Source organism: Chitinophaga varians, from assembly GCF_014529945.1.
In the GTDB taxonomy this organism is placed as follows: domain Bacteria; phylum Bacteroidota; class Bacteroidia; order Chitinophagales; family Chitinophagaceae; genus Chitinophaga; species Chitinophaga varians.
Genome location: NZ_JACVFB010000005.1, coordinates 516,945 through 537,234 on the forward strand (window position 1 = coordinate 516,945; position 20,290 = coordinate 537,234).

The following is a 20,290-nucleotide window of genomic DNA, read 5'->3' on the forward strand; positions in this document are numbered from 1 at the left end:
TGATACAGTTTCTCTAAACAAATTACGCCCGAAACCGGTTACTTTGCAACCATTCGGGCATATAAATCACCGAGAACGTTACCGGAAAAAGGAGTAGTCCGGGGGGAATGGAATATTATTGATGTGTTATCCGATGGCGTCGAGGTCTTTTTGCAGTAGGTACAGGTCCCGCTGTAGCTGCTGCTGACGGCAGTAATCCACCAGTTCCTGCAGTCTTTTTTGATTATCATATCGAAGGTTCCAATACAGTTTTTGCTGACAGGCAGAACAGAGGCGGTTGGGTGCCCTGTCCGTTTCACCAAGGTTGTTAGAGCCGTTCATGGCACATTGGGCATGGAGGCAGTGATGCAGCGAAAACATATGGCCAATTTCATGGGAGGCGACTTTATTGAGCCTTTTTAAGCAGGTGGTATAGTTGGCCGTGTCCAGTGTTTCGTTCTGTAGCCGGTAAATGGAGGTCACCCCTACCTGGTCCACATAGGAGGCGAGGCCGAACACATAATTCCAGTCGCTTTTCGGATACAGGTCCTGTGCACTGATGGCCATCAGCGTGATGCCGTCGTTCGGAATATGGCCTTTTAACAGGCTGTCCAGTATGTAAGGCGCCAGCACCTGGATATGACCATCTTCCCGCTGGCGGAAGGTATTGGGAGGAAAAGCATCATCTGAACGGGCCGGCAGGAGCACTGTTTTCAGTTGAAAAAAAATAGCGGTATACTCCCGCATGGCTTCCAGTACTTTCTCCTGTAGCGGCGTGAATTCACCCACCGGCAACAAATAGATCACCGATCGGGCGGCCGTTGTTTTGACCGGCCGTGCAGCCTTATAGGCTTCAAAGGTTTGTTCTTTTTCTTTGTGTGCCGCACGCCAGTCTCCTTCCTGTGGTGGACCGAGGGGGATATCATTCCGCGCAATGCCGTTGAAATAAGCTTTCCGGGCGGCGATCACCGGGTCGGCATGTCTGTAGTTGCAGGAAAAGGACGCAGCAACAAATAACAGCAGGAAAACAGCAGTTAGCTTCATATCGTTGAACATTGTAAATGGAAACTTTAGTCCCGCAGTAATTTTGGTCTCCCCTATAGGATGAAATAACCCGGGGATTCCATAACACAAAATACTATTTCCCATAATTGGGGAGATGACCGTTTTTCTTTATTTTACCCGATAAATCCTCCGCCAACAAATCGAACCTTACATGAAAAGAAAAACCGGTTTTCTACACAATATCCCTGTATACTGTTTGGTCATCATCGGGATGCTCACCTGCTCCGCCCGCGTTCAGGGACAGGATTCCCGAGTATTCACGTCCGATGTTGATCACTTCTGGACTGCCTTTGATAGTGTGAAGACAGTGAATGATACCACCCGGCAGATCGCCTTTATGCAGGCGCTGTACATTGACAAGGCTACAGAAGGGCTCCGGTTGTTCATGAAACTCAGAAGGTTCGATGCCGCCAGACTGGTAACGGCTATCAATAAGTATCCTAAATTCTGGGCTTCTATCCGGGAAAATACGTTGAAGATAAAACCCAAAATTCCCGCTATCGAAGCACATATCCGGGAGTTTAAAGCACTGTATCCCGATCTTCGTCCGGCTAAACTGTACTTCACGATCACGGCCGTACGCGCGGCCGGCACCGTACAGGATTCGCTGGCGCTGATAGGAACGGAAATCGCTACCGGAAATAAAAATACCGACGTATCTGAGTTCCCGGACAAAAGGCTGGCGAACTTCTTCCAGACGCAAAGCACAGACAATATCATTCCCGTGGTGGTACATGAATATGTGCATACCCAGCAACGGTCGGAAGCCAAAATACTACTGGGACAGGCGCTGAACGAAGGCGCCTGTGATTTTATTACGGAGCTGATCCTGAAAGAACCGTTGATGAATTCTTATCTGCAATATGGCAGGAAGAACGAGAAAGAGCTGAAAGAAGCTTTCAAAAAAGAAATGCTGGGGGAAGATTTTTCCAACTGGTTGTACAACGGTTCCACCACCAAAACAATGGGCGACCTGGGTTATTTTATGGGATATACCATTTGTAAATCTTACTACCAACAGGCCAAAAATAAAAGTCAGGCGATAAAAGACATCATCACGTTGAATTATGGTGACCAGGCGGCCGTAGTGGCATTTTTAGAGAAATCCGGATATTACGACCGGATGTAGGCCGCCTGTGGCCGGTAAGAGATGGCCATTGTTATTTTTATATATTGCGAATGGTGCTTATATTTACAAGTATTTCAGCGGGTTATCCGCATCCAATTAAACAGGAGAACACAGATGTCATTAATAGATAAAGTACTCAATACACCGGAATTAACGAATCAGCCGCCTGTTTTGGTGGATATCGGAGCATCGGGCGCCATCCATTTCAGATGGAAGAAGATCGCTAAATATGCTGTCTGTATTGCGTTCGATCCGGATGACCGGAAATACGGTTACATCGTCAAAGAGAATGATAATTACCGGAAGCTGTATGTTTTTAACTGCGTAGTGGCGGATACTTCCAGCGACGGGCAGCCGTTCTATCTGACGCAGTCGCCTTACTGCTCCAGTTTTCTGGTGCCCCGCACAGAGGATTTAAAACCCTATGCTTTTGCGGATAAATTTGAGGTGGAAAGGGAAACCAGGCTGATGACCCGCACCATCCCGGAAGTGTTGCAGGAGCTGAATATTGGGTACATCGACTGGTTCAAGACCGATTCACAGGGACTGGACCTGCGTATTTTCCAGTCGCTGGATGATAAGATGGCCCGTGATATTAAAATAGCAGAATTTGAACCGGGCATCATGCATGCCTATCATGGCGAAGATAAGCTGCACGCGGTGCTGCGGCATATGGACAACCTGCCGTTTTTCCTCAGCGAAATCACGGTGAAAGGGCCTAACCGCATATCACAGGAGCAGCTGAAGAGCATTAGCTCCAGCCCCTTTATGCAGAAGCTGCTGGCCGCCTCCCACCGGGAAACTGCCGGATGGGGCGAAATGGTGTACCTCAATAACTTCGATGCACGCGCCCATCGCTCACAACGCGACCTGCTCCTGGGATGGGTAATAGCTACGCTCAATGAAGAACACGGTCTGGCTTTGCAGATCGCATCACAAGGGGCGGAACAATATAAAACGCCCATTTTTGAAGAGCTGCGCCGTGGCAGTGTGAAGAACATCCGCCGTAGCTTGTGGAAGCTCCGCTTCATGAGCCACGTGTGGCGTAAACTGTTTTAATAATCTGTTTTGTATAAAAAAGGACCGCCCGCTCAGATGAGCGGGCGGTCCTTTTTTAGGTTATATTTAAGATAAAATATCCCGGTATGAAACCATATGCGGCAAGCGTAGATACGATACCGTCAGGGATGTCTATTGTCGAAATAGCCTCCGGGAAGTTCCATTGAAAAAAACGAAAAGTTCACCATAATTCAGTAACTTATATTGTCGAGCTTTGTTACCATTAGCCGTGCATGAACTATCATACACTGGTTTCTCCCATTGATTATACTAATACTGTTTGTCATGGTCTTAAAAATCATCAATATTGTATTGATTCTTTTTGCCGTATGTATGGGCTTAAAACAAGGTTATGCCATGTTTTCAGGAAAACCGGAAATGCTGGAGATGTTTGGTAAATGGGGTATTGGAAAAACCGGTGTGATGATCAACGGGATCATTACGATGGTGGCGGCGGTGCTCATCCTTTTTCCGAGAACTTTTGTCTGGGGAAATTTTCTGATGGCATTGGGCATCCTGCTGATTATCTGTTTTCACCTGATGGATAAAGATCTGAAAGGTGTGTTGATAGAACTGCCTTTTCTGTTACTCAATCTGGTGATCATCTACCTGCAATACCCGCTCAAAAAAGCTTAGTCATGTACAGGATCATTTTCTTCATAGCGCTGGGTTTGCCGGTGGCGGTGAAAGGACAAAATCATCCCCGGCAAACAGCGGAACAATCATCTTCAAAAAAACAAACTATGGATGTCGCTAAAATAACCCATCCGGCTGTACGAAAAGCCATCGAGGCGTTGCAGGCCGGTGATAAAAGTTGGTATTCATTTTTCACAGACCATCCGGCTATGACCGATGACGGTAATGCGGTCGATTTTAAATCTTTCTTTGGTAAAGCGTTGGGGAATGAAAAATTCCTGTCTATCGATAAAGTGGAAAACGAAGGCAAAGACGTGTATGGCAATTTCAAGGCTGGTAGCTGGGGCACTTTTAAAGTGTTCTTTAAGTTCCACGAGGGAGCAGGTGGGAAGTTCGACCGGCTGGATATCGGGCAGGCAACCTACTAAAGCAGTGAATAAAAGAAACGCCCGGCCATTGCCGGGCGTTTCTTTTATGACGAGCGTTTACTCAGTTTTATGGTGCGATTGGAAATGTAAGGCACGGCAGGATAGGTCCAGTCATTTTCCGGCATGCCCAGCGCTGTCGGTGTTTTGCCGATGAAGCTGCTGCTGCGGCCGGTTATTTTCGTGGTGCCGTCAGCGTGAATTTCTACCAGCGCCCACAGCGGGTCGCGGTAGAAAGACATGTATTTCATCAGTGGATACTGTTTGTGGATGGCGGCATCAAATGGTTCATCCATATAACGGGTGCCCCGCCAGAAGTACGTGGCGCTGTTGATTTGCACGTGATGTACGTCATTGATGCAGTTATAATAATCCTGGTGAAAGTGACCAGAGAAGGCCATCTGCACTTTACGGAAGCCTGCTTTTTTGTTGACGTGTTCAAACAGCAACCTTACCTGGGCCGCGTTTTCTACGGCATTGTCATTATCAAATCCCTGATGGCAAAATACGATGACCGGCAATGATGTGCTGTCAAGGTCTTTTGCCAGCCACTGTAACTGTTCTTCGCCGATGAAACGTTCGTATTTCCATTTGGGTTGGTGGGCAGGATTCGTGTCGTTACCGTCGAGCACAATAAAATGATATCCTTTCAGATCGAACGAATAGTAAGTGTTGGGAATTTTCCAGTATTTCGCCGCGTCGGCAGGAGTGAAGCCGCCGTCGGTTTCGTGATTGCCTACTACGTGGTAAGCCGGACCGTTGAACCGGTCCCAGATATCCATGATCGCTTTGTTTTCCTGCTTAGGCTGACAGAAGTCGCCCAGCTGGATGATCATATCCGGTTTAAGCTGCTGCATATCGCTGATAAAAGCTTCCAGCCGCGCGGGCGCATCGTGGGTAAAGTCCTGATGCAGATCGCTGATGATACCAAAGCGTATAGGCGTGAAGGTATCTTTTCCTGGTAGCGGTGGCATTGCGGAGGTGAGCAGGGGCGTGCCTAAACCTGCTGCCAGTGATAACGAGGTGTTTCTGAGAAAATGTCTCCTTTTCATGATGATGTTATTTTTTCTGGCCGTGTTGGATGGCGATCAGAAAACAGTTGGATAGAACGGGTTTTAAACTACAAATAAAAAGGACAAGCCACAAGTGATTTGTCTGTAATCAGTATAAAAAAGAAAACCCACGCATCAGCGTGGGTTTTACAAATACGTTTATCCGTAATGCGTTAGTAGATGGCAACAGGGTTGATGTTTACCTGTGTGGACCCAACATACAGCGGCTGTCCTAATACAAACAGAAATTCCCATACTTTATCGCGCACCAGCGGGCGGCTGTCGATCAGCTCCAGATTGTAGATGCCTTTTTTCGCCAGCATAAACTGGTTAATAGGAAATTCTTCTTTGGTGCCGGGGTTGGGGTATACTTCAGATGCCCAGGTGTCTCCGCCAAAGGCAATGATACCCTGATCAGCAAGCCATTTGGCCGCTTCCATACCGATGCCTGGTTCTACTTCCAGGAACTGTTTGTTGTCTTTTCCGATCAGTTCCAGCCAGCCGGTATTAAAGAGCACTACATCGCCTTTACGCAGGGTGAGGCCTTCTTTTTTCAGCACGGCCTGTATATCGGCAACGGTAAACTCTGTACCGCCGGGCACTATTTTTTTGCCGTAATATGCTGTCATGTCCAGCACTACGCCGCGTGTGACCATGGGCGGCACTTTCTCGATGCCCAGTTTTTTCACGCCTTCCACGGTAACGAAATCCACGGCTTTGTTGCCGTTATAATACACGTTGTCGATGCCGATGTGACCAATGCCGTTGAGCTGTGTACCTACGCCTGTCCAGGCATTCACCAGTTCATCGTTGAAGCTGAATTTGTTGGGGCCGAGTGTTTTTCCGCCCTGTTCGCCTGGTTGGATGTTGTACAGGTGGAAACTGCGGTGACGGAATGCCGGCAGGTTTTTGTCGACCGGAACGGCCAGCGGCAGTGTTTTACCTGTTTTTACCAGTTTTATGGACTGCATCACTATTTCCGGTGTCAGCAGGTTAGCGGCGCCGATTTCATCCTGGTGGCCGTAGGCAGAGTGGTACCAGCTGGTATCTGCCTTTTGTCCGAGAGAAGGCAGGGCGGCTATCATAACGGCGCCTGCCAGTATGGATATTTTATGGAAAATTGACGTGTTCATGTTGTATATACTTTTATTTTGCGAGTGCCTGCTGCATAAATTGCAGCTCCTCTGCTGTTAACGTAATGTCTGTGGCCTTGGCATTGCTTTCGGCCTGAGCTGCATTTCGTGCGCCTGCCAATACTACGGAGATGCCTTTCTGCAGGGTTGTCCAGCGGAGCACCAGTTGTGCCAGCGATACGTTTTTGCTTGCTGCCAGCGGCTGAAGGGCTGCTAATAAAGCTTTCACTTTTTCGGGGTTGAACTGCCCAAAGTAGCCGTTGCGATGATCATCCGCTTTTAACTTTGCATCAGCAAAGTATTTACCGGATAACAAGCCTCTCTCCAGCGGACTGTAAGCGATGATACCGATGTTGTGCGCCGTTGTATAAGGCACTATGTCCTGTTCGATACTTCTGTTCAGCATACTATAAGGCACCTGATTAGAAGCAAGGGCGATTGTTTTGGCCGCAGTTTCCATCTGTTCAAGGCTGTAGTTGCTCACCCCGGCCGCTTTGATCTTCCCCTGCCGGATTAACAACTCCAGGGCTTCCATTGTTTCATCGATGGGAGTGGTGGCGTCCGGCCAGTGCAACTGTAGCAGGTCGATGTAGTCGGTCTTCAGCCGTCGAAGGCTTTCCTCTACTTCTTTGATCACGTTTTGTTTTGCTGCGTATTTATATACCGGTATCGTCTTTCCGTTTTCTGCTGCGTCGAAGAAAAATTCACCTTTGCCTTGGTTGCTGCCGTCCCATACCAGGCCGAATTTGGTCAGTATCTGTATTTTGCTGCGGTCTTTGCCCACCAGGGCCTCACCAATTATTTCTTCACTGAGCCCGAAGCCATAAAATGGCGCGGTATCAAGGGATGTAACGCCATGATCGATAGAAGCATGGATCGCCGCAATCGAGTCCTTCCGTTCATTGCCTCCCCACATAGCGCCTCCGATGGCAAATGCACCATAAGTAATGGCGGATAATTCGAGCGGAGACTGTCCTAACTTTCTGTATTCCATTTTTCTGTTTTTTTGATTTGACAATGCAAAAGTCCGCCCTTTTACACTATTCTTAAAATAGTATAAATAATGTGTTTGTATCAGAAAAATGATGATAAAAAGCAGGGCCCGCTTCGCAGATAGCGGGGACAGCAAAGGAGGGGCTCGGATTTCCTTATCCTATCCTCAGGCTATACGGAATGTGGGTGATACGATGCTGAAGAATGGGGGAGTAATTCTTTTAGCAGCTGCCTGATCGCGGCCATATGTGAAAACAAAACCAGCGGTACCAGGCACGTAGGAAGCAGCAGGAAAGGAAAATACGCAAGGGCGATGGTAGGCAGCGCAAGCCCGGCAGGCGGTACTTTCGCGCTGACCGTCACCATGGCAATAGTGACGATATTCAGTAACAGGCCCAGGCTGACCAGGTTCCATATCAAAAGCATTGTCTTGTTCAGGCTTCCGCTCACAAACGCAAAATACCAGACCAGTGGGGCCGATAAACCAGCGAGGATATCGAAATTCCTGCCCTCAAAAGTCATCACCTGGGGAATGACTTTGTGCAGGAACAACCAGTACAAGACCATCTCTACCGGTATCCTGATAGTGTGTAAAATGGTTAGGGTCCTGATGTGCAGGCCGTCGATAAATCGTCTGCCGGCAGGGACCATCAGGGTGATCAGGAGTAACAGCACCGGCGGCACTACGAGCAATAAGAACCGCGGAGGTGTGGTGTCGACCGTATAAAAGTCATTCATGCCCAATATGGACTGAAAAACGGCCCAAAGGGAAACAATGACCAGGAACCGTTTTGAGCTGTTAGCAGCCTTATAAAACAACGCAATGGTCGCGATAACGGTCAGATCAAAAATGATATAAACGTAAAACGGTAAAGGTTGCATGGATAGAAGGTTTGGTCTACTACGCAAAGAACGGCTATCGTAGCAACAATCCACTTGCCATATGGCAACTAATGGCCGTCGGCCTTCTTTTTTGAGAACTCTTTGCGGATACGGCTCAGAGAGGAATCGGTGATGCCCAGGTAGGAAGCAATGTACTTAAGTTGTACATGCCGGAATATTTCCGGGTTGGTATTGATCAGATCACTATACCGCGCTTCAGCCGTTTGGTTGATAAGCGATAACGTTCGCTTCTTATAGGCGGTAAATTCTTTCACCAGCATAGCGCGTCCGAATTCACGGAACTCGGGCACCGAGTGGAATAACGTGTTTAACTGCTCGATGGAAAGGAAGAATCCATGACAGGCCGTAACGGCCTGGATGTTTTCCATCGACCGGGTCCGCGTGAAAAGAGAGGTGATCTCAGAAACGTGGTGGTTGCTATTGTAAAAGTAGGTAGTCACCTCTTCCCCTTCAGGGTTGCGTGTAAACGCCCGCATAAACCCTTCCGTCATAAAGAAGCTGCCGGTGCTGACCTGTCCTTCCCGGACAAACAGTTCATCTTTCTCAAAGCTTTGAGGTTCGAAATAACCCGCTATCTCTTCCAGGACCTGCCTTGAAGGGGAAAGATGGGATGACGAGAGCGTGTCCCGGACAAATATGATGAGGGGTTCCTTATCCATTTGGTAATAAATATAGTGAGATTATGGGGATATTGAATTGTCCATGCAATTGTCAGGATTGTCTATGTTTTCTGTGTCTTTGTCGCCGTAGCTTTGACCTATCAAAATCAACAGATACAATGAAATCCTTTAAAATCTACCTGTTTGTCCTTGGCGTCTTATTCGCAGGATCAGCAGCGGCCCAGCACCAAAAAACATTCCAATGGATAGGCGGACCAACTTACGTTTTACAGCTGGGGAATTTCAAAATACTGACCGACCCCATGTTTAGTCCCAAGGGAGATTCTGCCTTTATGATCAAAAAACATCCTTCTACCGGAGCGGCCAACGCTTATATTCAGCGTTATATTGCCCCTGCGGCATTCGATACCTCGAAGATAGATATCCTGCTGGTGAGCCACCCGCATGCGGACCACTTTGACCGTGAGGCCAGAAACACCCTGAATAAACAACTGAACGTAGTAGCGCCGGCTGCTAATATATCCACCCTCCGGGACTGGGGATTTACCCATATTGCCGGGCTTAAATGGGGCGATACGACCGAATTTAAGAAAGGAAATGAAACGCTGCGTATCATCGCTGTGGAAGCCATGCACGCCAAAGACGATCCATTAAAAACGGAACTGGGGAAAGGCAATGGTTATATCGTTGAGTATACCGTTGGTAAAAAGGTGTACCGGGTATACTGGACAGGCGATACCGTTTGGTTTGATGACATGCAGCAGTACGCCCGTTATGGAAAAATCAACCTGTTTATCCCGGATATGGGCGCGGTAGGTGCTGATGGCAGTATCGGCCGTCGCGGATTAAATTCACCGGACTGTTTAAGGATCATTGAAACCCTGCATCCTGATGTGATTGCGCCGGTGCATCACTCCACCTTTTCTATGTATGTAGAGCCTATTGCCACGCTGCAGCATACACTGGACACTACAGCCTATGCGAAGCGATTGAAAATCGTTCCGGCCGGAAAAGTAGTGACGTTGTAACTGCATGCCAATGATAAAATAAAAAGCCTTCAGGTACTGATACCTGGAGGCTTTTTTGTGGTATCAGGCAAAAAAGGATTTCCTGCCCGGTACGGGTATATCTTCACCAGTTATTTCCGGATATTGAAGAACAAAGAAAATGTACAATTGAAAAAATATCATTATATTTGTCCTGCTTTTTTTAATTGATCCCATAACCCGTCACCTCTTTTACGGCTTGTTTAACTTTCCCGTCAGCGCGTATGCTTGTTGAACGGGACATTACTCCTGATATACACATGACAAAACCAATGCATGGCACATGCACGAAGTGGATACCGGTATTACTGGTTTTCCTGTGCTGGTTTAATTTTTTGGGAAACCCGGCTAACGCGCAATCCGGAAAAGACTCCGTTGCCACCGCCACACCAGGCCCCGCGAAGCTCAGCGCCGACAGCCTGTTGATACGCATGGAGGAACTTCACAACACCCTGAACCGCATCAATGACATCACATCGCGGGGATTTGATACACGCGGTATGGAAGCAGAGCTGCCGGAAATAAAATCCAACCTGCAAACGATTGAAGATAACCTGAAGCTGTACAATAAAGTTTTAAATATCCGCAACCTGCAAATGTTCCACGTATTGCTGACCGATATGCGGGAACATCTGGACGACTGGCGCTCCCGGTTGTTCGACTATAACAAGGAACTCGTGCGAATGAATGCCGAGATGATGGCTTTTACCAAAGACTCCTTCGTCCGGCAAATCAAAGCAGATACTACTTTCCGGAAATTTTATCTGCCCGAATTAAAAGAGCTAAAAGGTAAATGGGATGAGGCAAAGAAAGCTACTACACTGCATTTGGATAAAATTACCGTATTGCAGGCCGGCGTTTCGGGCAGCTATTTTAAAGCGATAGAACTGGAAAACAAGGTCAATGAACAATTGCGGGTTTTCAGCATCAAATCTCTCAGTAAAGAATATAACTACCTCTGGGAGGATAAAGGCCGCAACGATTCCTCCGCTGCCACACTGACGCAGCAATCTTCCAAATCATTTGAAGGACTGGGGAAAATACTGAATTATTACACCCGCACCCATTCCGATAACTGGTTATGGATGTTGTTGATAGGACTGGTGTTTTTCTTCCGGGTAAATAAACAATTCAGAAGAATAAAAAAGGCCGGCAAAAGCGAATTGCTGCAGCCGCCGTATATCAGGTACCTGCGGGCGCTTCCTTTTTCCGGTACGCTGGTGATCATACTGAATATCGCCTCTTTCTTTGACCTGCATGCACCGGCAGCTTATATAGACGGATTACAGTCTTTTTTACTGATTTTGCTCACGGTGTTGTTCTGGCGCAAGTGGGAACGCCGCATGTTTGTTTACTGGATCGCCATTGTGGTGTTATACCTGCTGACCACCGGAACTGCGGCGGTGGTGGTGCCTGATGTGCGTGTCCGGATATGGATGCTGGTACTGAATGGCTTGTCTGTGGTAACGGGTTTGTTTATTTATTTCCGTATCTACAAAACTTTATCTGCCGGAAGGCTGGTCAGGATCGTATCCATGGTCTTTGTTGTATTAAACGTACTGGCGGCACTGTTCAACCTGTATGGTCGTTTAAGTATCGCGCAGGTATATAGCACCGCCGCGATCGCCGGGTTATTGCAAATCATTGGCCTCACCGTATTTATACAGATCGTGGAAGAAGCTTTTTACCTTCAGATGCAGGCCAGCCGCATTGCCGGTGGCATCACTGCCCGCTTTGATTTTGAAAAGATACGCGGAGGACTGCACAAGCTGCTGGTGATACTGGTAGTGGTATTATGGCTGATGGTGTTTACCACCAATCTGAATATCTATAATGATTTATACAGTGGTATCAGCAGCCTGATTACCGCTCCCCGCATTATTGGCAATACTTCTTTCACGCTGGGTAATATCCTGTTGTTCTTTGTGATTCTGTTAATATCCAATCTGTTCCAGAAGTATATCGGTTATTTTTTTGGGGAGACAGATGATGACATGGTCGGTGAGGTAAAGGAGAAAAGTTCCCGGCTGCTGCTGTTGCGCCTGTTGGTGCTGGTAGCTGGTTTTCTGATTGCCATCGCAGCTTCCGGTTTACCGATGGACAAAATCACCGTAGTACTGGGCGCCCTGGGCGTAGGTATTGGTTTGGGCTTGCAGAACATTGTCAACAACCTGGTATCAGGCGTGATCCTCATCTTTGAACGACCGCTGAAGATTGGCGACTATGTGGAGGTAGCCGGACAGAAAGGCCGGGTAAAAGACATCGGTATCCGGTCCAGCAGAATGGTGACTACAGAAGGCGCGGAAGTCACCGTTCCCAATGGTGATCTGTTATCTTCCAAACTGATCAACTGGACACTGAGCAATAATCATATCAAAACAGAATTGTTAATCACTATCGCTCCCTCTTCAGCATTGCCGCTGGCAAAAAAAATTATCCTGGAAGAGGTGGCCGGTTCAGATGCCATTCTCGGCAAAGTAGCGCCCGAATTATTGGTGAAGAGTATTAATGACAACAACGTAGCCCTGAAGCTACAGGTATGGATCCAGAATGTACACCAGGAGGAAGCATTTAAGAGCCGTATGTTACAACAGATGTATCAGCGATTGAAAGATAATGAGATTACGATGTCCTAACAGGCAATCTTATGATTCACTAAAAATGAAACCCGCCATCATGGCGGGTTTTTGCTTTTGCCAAAGAGAGTGGAAGCCTGGCTGTTTCCCTGATGCAGTAGCTATTATGATGAATGGTCAAAAAAGGACAATAACAGACAAAGCAGTATGCCTGAATAGTGTTAACTTTTCTGTACGTTATTGAATCACTATCTACCGGGCTTAGCTTCTGTAGATGTATAAGCCCCATAGATACCTTTTTTGCTTACCTAAATTTCATGTAATGAAAAAGACTGTCATCACCCTTATGGCCCTTTTGATGGCCGTTACCCTTCATGCCCAGTTCAATACGGTACCCAGTGGCGGTAACAAAACGGCCTCCGTCAGCGAAGGTATCGGTATTACAGAGGTGACCATCCACTACAGTCGGCCCGGGGTCAAAAACAGGGAAGGTCATATCTGGGGAGAGGTGGTCCATAAGGGGTTCGCTAATCTTGGCTTTGGCACCTCCAAAGCGGCACCCTGGCGGGCCGGCGCCAATGAAAACACCACCATCACTTTCTCCACTGATGTGAAGATAGATGGACAGCCGCTTCCTGCCGGCACCTATGGCTTCTTTGTGGCCTACGATCCCACTGAATGCACGCTTATCTTTTCCAGAAACGCCAGCTCGTGGGGGAGTTTCTACTACGATCCTGCGGAAGATGCCTTGCGTATAAAAGTAAAACCTGTTGCCACGGATAAAAGTGTGGAATGGCTCAAATATGAATTCACCGATCAAACGCCCACCAGCGCTACTGTTGCCCTGGAATGGGAGAAGCTGGTGATTCCTTTTAAAATAGATGTAGACCTGGTAAAAACGCAGATTGCCTCTTTCCGCAATCAGCTGCGCGGTAGCAGTGGCTTCATCTGGCAAACATGGAATGCCGCGGCCAGCTTCTGTCTGCAAAATAATACCAACCTGGAAGAAGCCCTGCTATGGGCCGATACCGCCACCAGCGTCAGCACCGGTGGTACCAAAAGCTTCCAGGCCTGGAGCACCAAAGCCGCTATCCTCGATAGTCTCGGCAGAGGACAGGAAGCGATGGCCGTGATGAAAAAAGCGCTGCCCTTCGGCGATATGAATGAACTGTATTTCTACGCGAGGAATCTTGCACATCTCAAAAAAGGCAAGGAAGCATTCGACATCTTTAAAATAGATTACGATCAACACCCCAACGAATTCCTGACGAACGCAGGTATGGCCCGCGGATATTCAGCACTCGGCGACTACCGGAAGGCGCTGGGCTATGCCCTGAAAGCGCGGGAACAGGCGCCCGATCTGCCCAACAAAGACCGGCTGGAGAAAATGGTAAAGACGCTTCAGGAAGGAAAAGATATCAACTGACGATTTCATCGCTGATATAAAAGTCAAAGCCTTCAGTGTTTATCTGAAGGCTTTTTGCTGCGGAAGGAGTGACCTTATTTTTACTGCGGGTATCAACTTAATATAGATGAAAGCGGCCAGGAAGATAACGGCTGTAGCAGCTACGTATAACCAGCCTGCACTGTAATAATAGATGGCTCCGCCGCCGATAGGCACCAGAATATTGGTAAGGGATTGCAGACTTTGATTCACGCCCTGCAATTTTCCCTGCTGTGTTTCATCCACCGCTTCGGAGAGTTTGCCGGTATAGGTTGGCTCAAACAGCCCTTCTCCGGAAATGATCAGGATGACGGCCAGGGCAATCAACAAGGCGGTATGGACATACACGCTGAACAGGATCAATGCCAGTCCCGTAGCCAGCAGGAGCAGGCCCGCAATACTGATCTGTTTACGGGGAAGGCGTTCCAGCAATCGGGGCAGCAGCACTGCCCGTACTAAAATATCGCAGATGCCGACGAGGGTCAGTAAACTGCCGATCTGTGCAGGTGTCCACCGGTACACGTCTTTGAGGAAAAGGGTGAAGTTGAACTGGAAAATACCTAATCCGATATAGAACAACACGCCTATACTCAGTAATATGGCGACACCCTTAAGACTGAAAATACTGTTGAAATGGGAAAACACGTTGAAGCTATTGAAAGCAACACGTTTGGTCCTCTTATGTGCCTCGAGGGATTCCGGCAATAGAAAATAGACCATCAGCGCGGAAAGGAATATCAGAAAAGCCGTGATGTAAAATGGCAACGCCACGGAGATACTGCCTAACAGCCCGCCCAGGGCAGGCCCGCCGATTTTACCAATGCCCATGACAGACCCTACGTAACCAAACCATTTCGTACGTTCTTTCGCATCTGTCATATCTGAGATGTAAGAGAAGATGGCACTGATGTTTCCGGCAGTAAGCCCGTCAATGAGCCGGCTCAGAAAGAGGACCCATAAAGCTCCGCCAATGCCGAACAAGACAAAGCCTACAGCTGATCCCAGCAAGCTAATGATTAAAATGATTTTGCGGCCAAATCGATCGCTCAACGCACCGAGCACCGGGGCAGCAAAAAAGGTGCAGGCAGCATATACAGACAGCAATGTGCTCATGCCGACTACTACCTGTTGTTGGGGTAAGTACTTGCCGACCAAAAAAGGCAGCAGTGGCAGTACGATGGAAAATCCTATTGAATTCAGGAGCACAATGGCCAACAGGATAAATAAGGGGGTTTTTCTTTTCATAAAAAAGGAGTTAGTTCACAACAATCACCAGTTTGCCTCTCACTTGTTTCTGAGAGCTGATAGTCTGGGCTTTGACCGTTTCTTCCAGTGGGAAAACAGCCTGTATATGCAACTGGTATAACCCTTTCGCATATAGGTTGGCCACTGTTGTCAGCACGTGATGGATATTTCTCGGAGGACCGTCTGAAAAGCGCGCGCCATATTCCGTGGCGGAGAAATCGGCTACTGATACCACTTTTGAAGGATCGCCCGCGATGTCGATCAGTTCAGGGATAATGCCGGAACCCGCGATATCCAGCGCGCCGGCTATTCCATCATGAGCAAGCGCTTTTACGCGGTCCTTCAGTCCGTCGCCGTAAGTAGTAGGTGTAGCGCCCAGTGCCCGTAAATAATCCTGATTGCGGATACTGGCGGTGCCAATTACCTGTAGCCCGCGCCTGCGTGCCAGCTGCACTACGGCAGAGCCAATCCCGCCCGCTGCGCCGCTCACCAGAATAGTGCTGCCTGCGCTGACATGTAAATCGTCCAGACAGCGCCAGGCCGTCTCTGAAACAACCGGGATAGCCCCCGCCACTTCAAAAGGAACACCTTCGGGCTTTTTTACCCAATGTGATAAAATCGCATATTCGGCCATGGTATCGTTACCGTAACCAAAAACGGCATCGCCGATATGGACACCGTCTACGCCTTCGCCAATCGCATCCACAATACCGGACGCTTCTACGCCCATCCCGGAAGGGAAAACGACTTCCTCAAAACCCTCGTACTGTCCTCCCATCCGTTTCCAATCGGATGGGTTAACACCGGCAGCACGGACTTTTATGCGTATCTGTCCGGCCAAAGGCCCGGGTACAGGGATGTGAGCAACTGCAAGCACCGCTTCAGGCGTGCCATAGGCATGGTATTGGATCGCTTTCATGAGAACATTTGCATTCATGTCTATTACATTTAATGATTCGATGAAGCAAAGTTCAGATAATGATTGGGGATAAAATAGCTATATTTAGCTATAAAATAGTCGTAAATGACAAATTCGAAATTGTCCAATAATGTTACGCCGCCCATCCTGTTCCGCCTGGCCAAATTATTAGGCGTAAAAGTTAAGAACGGGAGGGTCGACATTCCTGCGTTATATGGGAAAGGATATTGTGCGGGCTGTGTGTTCAACGAAAACATCCGGATACTTATTCTGAACTACGGATTGAATGAAGAGATCACCATGGACAACCCAGAAGTGAATACGCCGGGGAAAACGATATTGTTCAAGTTTCAACATATCCAATCGGATCTTTTCGTGCAACAAAGTCCCTCGGTGCTGATAGCCACCAGCCGGTTTAATACCGATGAGGTAATTTCTATCCGGGAAGACACTTCTTCCATTAATATTGAAGTGGGGTCATCATATTTAGAGGAGCTTTTTGCGCTTTCCCAAAAGTCTCCGGTGTTGCAAAGTCTATCCCAAAATACCCAGCCGTTGTTATTTGAACAGATGATTTCACCAGGCATCCAAAAGATCCTGGACGAAATTATCTCCGAAACGGTGGACGAGCATTTTAAATGGGTTTTCAGAAAAATCAAAGCGGAAGAGCTCATCTGCATGTTACTGATGAAGCTGGAAGAAAGACCGGAGAAACAGCTGTATCCTGTGAAAGGGGCCGATGCGCAAACCATCTATGCCATTAGAGAACGCATGCTTGCAAATCTTGATGAACCGCCGGTACTAAAGGATTTGGCCACAGAAGCCAATATGAGTGCCACTAAACTAAGGACATTGTTCCGGCAAATTTTCGGTGACAGTATTTTCGATCACTATCAAAAGAGCAGAATGAAAGAAGCCGCGCGACTGTTAAGAGAAGGCCAGCTCTCCGTTTCGGAAGTAGGCTATCAACTGGGTTTTTCCAACCTTAGCCATTTTTCACGGGTGTTTGAAGCGCACATGGGAATGAAGCCGAAAAAGTTTTCGGTGAAAAAATAATCTGATCAGGCGGTAGCTACCGTTTCTGGTAATGATGTGCTACGCATCCGGATTTGAAGGTGATGGTATCTACCAACTTTAAATGGAGGTTTTCCTGCAGGCTGCCGGCGTCGATCAATCGTCTGCCTCTCCCTACTATCACCGGATGGATCACCAAACGGAATTCATCGATAAGGCCTGCTGTGATCAATTCCGGAAGCATGCTGACACTGTCTACCGAGATTTTTTTGCCAGGCAGCTGTTTGAGTGTCAATAATTCTGCCGCGGGATTGCTACGAATAATCCGGGTATTGTACGGTGCATTTTCTAACGTTCTCGACACAACCACCTTATCGATAGAAGTCAGTTTCTCCGCAAAACTGATTTCATCTGCTGTGCCCGATTGGTTCTTTGCCACATCAGCCCAGTAGGGAAACATGAGTTCATACATCACACGACCGAAAAAGAGCAGGTCTACATCTTCCATCATACTGGTGAAATAGTCGTAAAGCGCTTCTTCGGGCGTAAAAGTAGTGTGGTCACAATAGCCATCCAGGCTAATGTTCATACCGAATGTTACCGTTCTCATGTGAATGGTTTTTAAAGATTTACATCAAAAATAAATGATAGCATTCACTATAGTGAGGGGGATTTACGACAAAAATAGAAGGCAATAAAACGGAAACATGCCTATATTTATACACCCTTTTCAACCAATTATCGTATGCACTTTATTAGAAACACTGTCCTGCTGTTGCTGACATCTTTTGTAACGACCACACTTAGCGCACAAACGAATATTTACGATGCAGACATTGATCTGTTTTGGAAAACCTTCGATAGCGTACATACGGTGAAGGATGCCGGACAGCAATTACAACTCATACAGACCATGTATCTTGATAAAGGCACCAAAGGGTTAAAAGAACTGGCCCGCATCAGGAACTGGACACCGGAAAAATTTCAGAAGAGTTTTGCGGCTCATCCCGAATTCTGGGCATCTATCAGGCCCAACACCCTGAAAGTAAAAGCGCGTAAACCAGATATTGAAAAGTTAATAGCGGCCTATAAAAGGCTATATCCCTCCTTTAAGACACCGGCCATTTATTTCACCATCGGATATATGGGAACAGGAGGGACGACTACACAAACGGAGGTGCTGATAGGGACAGAGATCGGGTCATCAGACAGCACTACTAATGCGGTGGGACTTAATCCTTTTCTGCAAGGCTATTTCAAAGACAATCAGGGCATTTTGCAGATTGTGGCCCATGAGCTCTCGCATACGCAGCACAAGGGCGGGGATATGGAGGATAAAGCCCGTACCAACCTGCTTGGGTTTTGTATAGCAGAAGGCTTATGCGATTTTATGGCGGAATTGTTGTTGCAGCACCCTTTAAAAACGCCGTATATGCGTTATGGTAAAGAGCATGAAAAGGAAATATGGCAAAAATTCAAACAGGAGATGCATGGAACTAACCTGAAAGACTGGTTGTACAATGGCGTTGACCTCGGGTACTTTGTAGGATACGCCATCTGTAAGTCTTATTATGAGCATGCCACAGACAAGGCTAAAGCCATCGACTATATGATAAAACTGGACAATGAGCAGCTAGCCGGGTTGGATAAGTTCCTGGCTGCTTCCGGGTATATGCAGTAGTACAATTAAACGCCCTGTTTTAAATATTAACTTGTGTGGAAGTGTTCTATTAGTCCATTTCTTCAACAGTGCCTTCTGTTTCTCCCAGCTCCCGTCCCCATCTGGCAATACTTTCGAGAGGTTCAATAAGGGTTTTTCCAAATGGGGTTAAAGAATATTCCACACGAAGTGGTGGTTTGGCACCGAAAGACTCCCGCTGGATCAATCCGTCCTCTTCCAGCGCCTTTAACTGAAGGCTTAACATTTTCTCGGTAATATCCGGCATTCGCTGACGTAGCTCCGTAAATCGCATGGTACTATTTCTCAGGTACCACAGAATGACGCTTTTCCATTTACCCCCGATATAATCCATCGTAATATCCATCGCACAGTGGTAGGTTTTTCCCCGGAGCTTGAATCCGAATTTTTTTCCGTTGATAATCATATTGTTTTTTTTGCACCTGTCAGAATTGACAGTTATTGTGTACGATGCCGAAGCGATTTACTTTTGGTGCTCTTAATAATAATTCAAAAGTAAAAAATGAAAACAAGAATTCATACTTATAGCTCACAAGAGCCGATGCTGAAGGTAAATGCTTTCATCGTGGAAGGAGCAGACGAGCTGGTAGTGGTAGACACCACACTTACCAGAAGCGACAGCCTCGCATTAAGGCAACAGGCCGATGCACTGGGAAAACCGGTTGCAGGAATCATTCTCACACATGGGCATCCGGACCACGTGGCGGGTACCTATCACGTTAAACAACAGCAGGATATTCCGGTGTTTGCCGTACCAGCGGTAAAACAGTTAATGCAGGATACTGAACAAGTCAAACATGCACAGTGGTCGGGTATGTTTGGAGAAGAATGGATACCGCAATGGTCATATCCCACGGAGTTGGTCAATAACGGTGACCAGGTACGTATTGGCAGCATGACATTTTCTGTGATGGATATCGGAGCAGGAGGGGATTGTGATGCCAACTCTATCTGGTTGTTGGAAGATGAAAATAAAGCTGCTTTCGTCGGTGATCTGTTATACAAAAACAATCATACCTATATGAACGACGGTGGTATCCTGCGCTGGCTAGCCAATCTGGAAACATTGACTCCTGCGTTGAAAGACTTCCACTCCTTTTATGTAGGACACGGACCGGTATGTGACATCCGGGATTTCGGCAAACAGCGGGAATACTTCCTGCGGTATTGTTCAGCAGTACTAAAAAATACCAATGGCACCGGCATTTTTGATGATAACAGCAGAAAACAATTTGAACAGGTCATGTTAACTGCCTTCCCGGATTATGGTTGTCAATTTATGGTAGGGCTGTCAGCAGACCGGGTAGGGAAGGAACTTACAGGCATTCATCAACACTAAAAAAATCAATGGGA

20 protein-coding genes are annotated in these 20,290 nt (G+C 47.4%); 10 read left to right on the forward strand and 10 right to left on the reverse strand.

Annotation, left to right across the window (positions count from 1 at the left end; translation table 11 throughout):
* Window positions 1–126: 126 nt before the first annotated feature.
* A complete protein-coding gene (locus ICL55_RS25505; protein WP_188102794.1) occupies window positions 127–1,023 on the reverse strand; it encodes an archaemetzincin in 897 nt (298 codons plus the stop codon).
* 172 nt (window positions 1,024–1,195) lie between these two features.
* Between ICL55_RS25505 and ICL55_RS25510 the strand changes: the two genes are divergently transcribed.
* The 4 genes from ICL55_RS25510 (at window position 1,196) to ICL55_RS25525 (ending at window position 4,296) form a co-directional block, all read left to right on the forward strand.
* Complete coding sequence (locus ICL55_RS25510; RefSeq protein WP_188102797.1) at window positions 1,196–2,173, forward strand: gliding motility protein GldB-related protein; 978 nt, start codon at window positions 1,196–1,198, stop codon at window positions 2,171–2,173.
* A gap of 114 nt (window positions 2,174–2,287) precedes the next feature.
* Window positions 2,288–3,232, forward strand: a complete 945-nt coding sequence (locus ICL55_RS25515; RefSeq protein ID WP_188102799.1) for an FkbM family methyltransferase — start codon at window positions 2,288–2,290, stop codon at window positions 3,230–3,232.
* 285 nt (window positions 3,233–3,517) lie between these two features.
* Complete coding sequence (locus tag ICL55_RS25520; protein WP_188102801.1) at window positions 3,518–3,868, forward strand: DoxX family protein; 351 nt, start codon at window positions 3,518–3,520, stop codon at window positions 3,866–3,868.
* A 2-nt stretch (window positions 3,869–3,870) separates the two neighbouring features.
* Window positions 3,871–4,296, forward strand: coding sequence for a hypothetical protein (locus ICL55_RS25525; RefSeq protein ID WP_246496582.1), 426 nt, complete (start codon window positions 3,871–3,873; stop codon window positions 4,294–4,296).
* A 44-nt stretch (window positions 4,297–4,340) separates the two neighbouring features.
* Here ICL55_RS25525 and ICL55_RS25530 read toward each other — a convergent pair whose 3' ends face one another.
* The 5 genes from ICL55_RS25530 to ICL55_RS25550 form a co-directional block, all read right to left on the reverse strand.
* Window positions 4,341–5,345, reverse strand: coding sequence for a metallophosphoesterase family protein (locus ICL55_RS25530; RefSeq protein ID WP_188102803.1), 1,005 nt, complete (start codon window positions 5,343–5,345; stop codon window positions 4,341–4,343).
* A 173-nt stretch (window positions 5,346–5,518) separates the two neighbouring features.
* Window positions 5,519–6,478, reverse strand: a complete 960-nt coding sequence (locus ICL55_RS25535) for a cyclase family protein (RefSeq protein WP_188102806.1) — start codon at window positions 6,476–6,478, stop codon at window positions 5,519–5,521.
* A 13-nt stretch (window positions 6,479–6,491) separates the two neighbouring features.
* Complete coding sequence (locus ICL55_RS25540; protein WP_188102808.1) at window positions 6,492–7,472, reverse strand: aldo/keto reductase; 981 nt, start codon at window positions 7,470–7,472, stop codon at window positions 6,492–6,494.
* Window positions 7,473–7,642: 170 nt separating this feature from the next.
* Complete coding sequence (locus tag ICL55_RS25545) at window positions 7,643–8,353, reverse strand: hypothetical protein (RefSeq protein ID WP_188102810.1); 711 nt, start codon at window positions 8,351–8,353, stop codon at window positions 7,643–7,645.
* 68 nt (window positions 8,354–8,421) lie between these two features.
* Window positions 8,422–9,033 carry a Crp/Fnr family transcriptional regulator gene (locus ICL55_RS25550; protein WP_188102812.1) on the reverse strand — a complete coding sequence of 204 codons (612 nt, stop codon included), beginning with the start codon at window positions 9,031–9,033 and terminating at the stop codon, window positions 8,422–8,424.
* A gap of 119 nt (window positions 9,034–9,152) precedes the next feature.
* Between ICL55_RS25550 and ICL55_RS25555 the strand changes: the two genes are divergently transcribed.
* The 3 genes from ICL55_RS25555 (at window position 9,153) to ICL55_RS25565 (ending at window position 14,042) form a co-directional block, all read left to right on the forward strand.
* Window positions 9,153–10,022 carry an MBL fold metallo-hydrolase gene (locus ICL55_RS25555; RefSeq protein WP_188102814.1) on the forward strand — a complete coding sequence of 290 codons (870 nt, stop codon included), beginning with the start codon at window positions 9,153–9,155 and terminating at the stop codon, window positions 10,020–10,022.
* A gap of 290 nt (window positions 10,023–10,312) precedes the next feature.
* Complete coding sequence (locus tag ICL55_RS25560; RefSeq protein ID WP_188102816.1) at window positions 10,313–12,676, forward strand: mechanosensitive ion channel family protein; 2,364 nt, start codon at window positions 10,313–10,315, stop codon at window positions 12,674–12,676.
* A 262-nt stretch (window positions 12,677–12,938) separates the two neighbouring features.
* The gene (locus ICL55_RS25565) at window positions 12,939–14,042 is read left to right on the forward strand and encodes a DUF2911 domain-containing protein (protein ID WP_188102818.1); all 1,104 of its coding nucleotides are present in this window, start codon (window positions 12,939–12,941) and stop codon (window positions 14,040–14,042) included.
* A gap of 39 nt (window positions 14,043–14,081) precedes the next feature.
* Here ICL55_RS25565 and ICL55_RS25570 read toward each other — a convergent pair whose 3' ends face one another.
* Together ICL55_RS25570 and ICL55_RS25575 are read right to left on the reverse strand one after the other, a co-directional pair.
* On the reverse strand, window positions 14,082–15,305 hold the full coding sequence (locus ICL55_RS25570; protein ID WP_188102821.1) for an MFS transporter: 1,224 nt from the start codon (window positions 15,303–15,305) through the stop codon (window positions 14,082–14,084).
* 10 nt (window positions 15,306–15,315) lie between these two features.
* Complete coding sequence (locus tag ICL55_RS25575) at window positions 15,316–16,242, reverse strand: NADP-dependent oxidoreductase (protein ID WP_223151591.1); 927 nt, start codon at window positions 16,240–16,242, stop codon at window positions 15,316–15,318.
* 87 nt (window positions 16,243–16,329) lie between these two features.
* Here ICL55_RS25575 and ICL55_RS25580 point away from each other — a divergent pair, with 87 nt between their 5' ends.
* A complete protein-coding gene (locus tag ICL55_RS25580; RefSeq protein ID WP_188102823.1) occupies window positions 16,330–17,280 on the forward strand; it encodes a helix-turn-helix domain-containing protein in 951 nt (316 codons plus the stop codon).
* A gap of 16 nt (window positions 17,281–17,296) precedes the next feature.
* On the opposite strand, the gene ICL55_RS25585 is transcribed toward ICL55_RS25580, so the two are convergent.
* Entirely contained in the window at window positions 17,297–17,848 is a 552-nt protein-coding gene (locus tag ICL55_RS25585; RefSeq protein ID WP_188102826.1) for a dihydrofolate reductase family protein, read from the reverse strand.
* A gap of 135 nt (window positions 17,849–17,983) precedes the next feature.
* Between ICL55_RS25585 and ICL55_RS25590 the strand changes: the two genes are divergently transcribed.
* A complete protein-coding gene (locus tag ICL55_RS25590) occupies window positions 17,984–18,919 on the forward strand; it encodes a gliding motility protein GldB-related protein (RefSeq protein ID WP_188102828.1) in 936 nt (311 codons plus the stop codon).
* Window positions 18,920–18,968: 49 nt separating this feature from the next.
* Here ICL55_RS25590 and ICL55_RS25595 read toward each other — a convergent pair whose 3' ends face one another.
* Window positions 18,969–19,343, reverse strand: coding sequence for a winged helix-turn-helix transcriptional regulator (locus ICL55_RS25595; RefSeq protein ID WP_188102830.1), 375 nt, complete (start codon window positions 19,341–19,343; stop codon window positions 18,969–18,971).
* A 96-nt stretch (window positions 19,344–19,439) separates the two neighbouring features.
* On the opposite strand from ICL55_RS25595, the gene ICL55_RS25600 reads away from it, so the two are divergent.
* Window positions 19,440–20,276 (forward strand): MBL fold metallo-hydrolase, encoded by an 837-nt coding sequence (locus ICL55_RS25600; protein ID WP_188102832.1) that lies wholly within the window; start codon window positions 19,440–19,442, stop codon window positions 20,274–20,276.
* Window positions 20,277–20,290 lie beyond the last annotated feature (14 nt).

Coding starts and splice junctions, on each gene's coding strand:
- ICL55_RS25600 (WP_188102832.1), top strand. CDS start 19,440: ATGAAAACAAGAATTCATACTTATAGCTCACAAGAGCCGATGCTGAAG.
- ICL55_RS25595 (WP_188102830.1), bottom strand. CDS start 19,343: ATGATTATCAACGGAAAAAAATTCGGATTCAAGCTCCGGGGAAAAACC.
- ICL55_RS25545 (WP_188102810.1), bottom strand. CDS start 8,353: ATGCAACCTTTACCGTTTTACGTTTATATCATTTTTGATCTGACCGTT.
- ICL55_RS25520 (WP_188102801.1), top strand. CDS start 3,518: ATGGTCTTAAAAATCATCAATATTGTATTGATTCTTTTTGCCGTATGT.
- ICL55_RS25525 (WP_246496582.1), top strand. CDS start 3,871: ATGTACAGGATCATTTTCTTCATAGCGCTGGGTTTGCCGGTGGCGGTG.
- ICL55_RS25585 (WP_188102826.1), bottom strand. CDS start 17,848: ATGAGAACGGTAACATTCGGTATGAACATTAGCCTGGATGGCTATTGT.
- ICL55_RS25540 (WP_188102808.1), bottom strand. CDS start 7,472: ATGGAATACAGAAAGTTAGGACAGTCTCCGCTCGAATTATCCGCCATT.
- ICL55_RS25510 (WP_188102797.1), top strand. CDS start 1,196: ATGAAAAGAAAAACCGGTTTTCTACACAATATCCCTGTATACTGTTTG.
- ICL55_RS25505 (WP_188102794.1), bottom strand. CDS start 1,023: ATGAAGCTAACTGCTGTTTTCCTGCTGTTATTTGTTGCTGCGTCCTTT.
- ICL55_RS25575 (WP_223151591.1), bottom strand. CDS start 16,242: ATGAATGCAAATGTTCTCATGAAAGCGATCCAATACCATGCCTATGGC.
- ICL55_RS25530 (WP_188102803.1), bottom strand. CDS start 5,345: ATGAAAAGGAGACATTTTCTCAGAAACACCTCGTTATCACTGGCAGCA.
- ICL55_RS25550 (WP_188102812.1), bottom strand. CDS start 9,033: ATGGATAAGGAACCCCTCATCATATTTGTCCGGGACACGCTCTCGTCA.
- ICL55_RS25590 (WP_188102828.1), top strand. CDS start 17,984: ATGCACTTTATTAGAAACACTGTCCTGCTGTTGCTGACATCTTTTGTA.
- ICL55_RS25560 (WP_188102816.1), top strand. CDS start 10,313: ATGCATGGCACATGCACGAAGTGGATACCGGTATTACTGGTTTTCCTG.
- ICL55_RS25555 (WP_188102814.1), top strand. CDS start 9,153: ATGAAATCCTTTAAAATCTACCTGTTTGTCCTTGGCGTCTTATTCGCA.
- ICL55_RS25535 (WP_188102806.1), bottom strand. CDS start 6,478: ATGAACACGTCAATTTTCCATAAAATATCCATACTGGCAGGCGCCGTT.
- ICL55_RS25565 (WP_188102818.1), top strand. CDS start 12,939: ATGAAAAAGACTGTCATCACCCTTATGGCCCTTTTGATGGCCGTTACC.
- ICL55_RS25515 (WP_188102799.1), top strand. CDS start 2,288: ATGTCATTAATAGATAAAGTACTCAATACACCGGAATTAACGAATCAG.
- ICL55_RS25570 (WP_188102821.1), bottom strand. CDS start 15,305: ATGAAAAGAAAAACCCCCTTATTTATCCTGTTGGCCATTGTGCTCCTG.
- ICL55_RS25580 (WP_188102823.1), top strand. CDS start 16,330: ATGACAAATTCGAAATTGTCCAATAATGTTACGCCGCCCATCCTGTTC.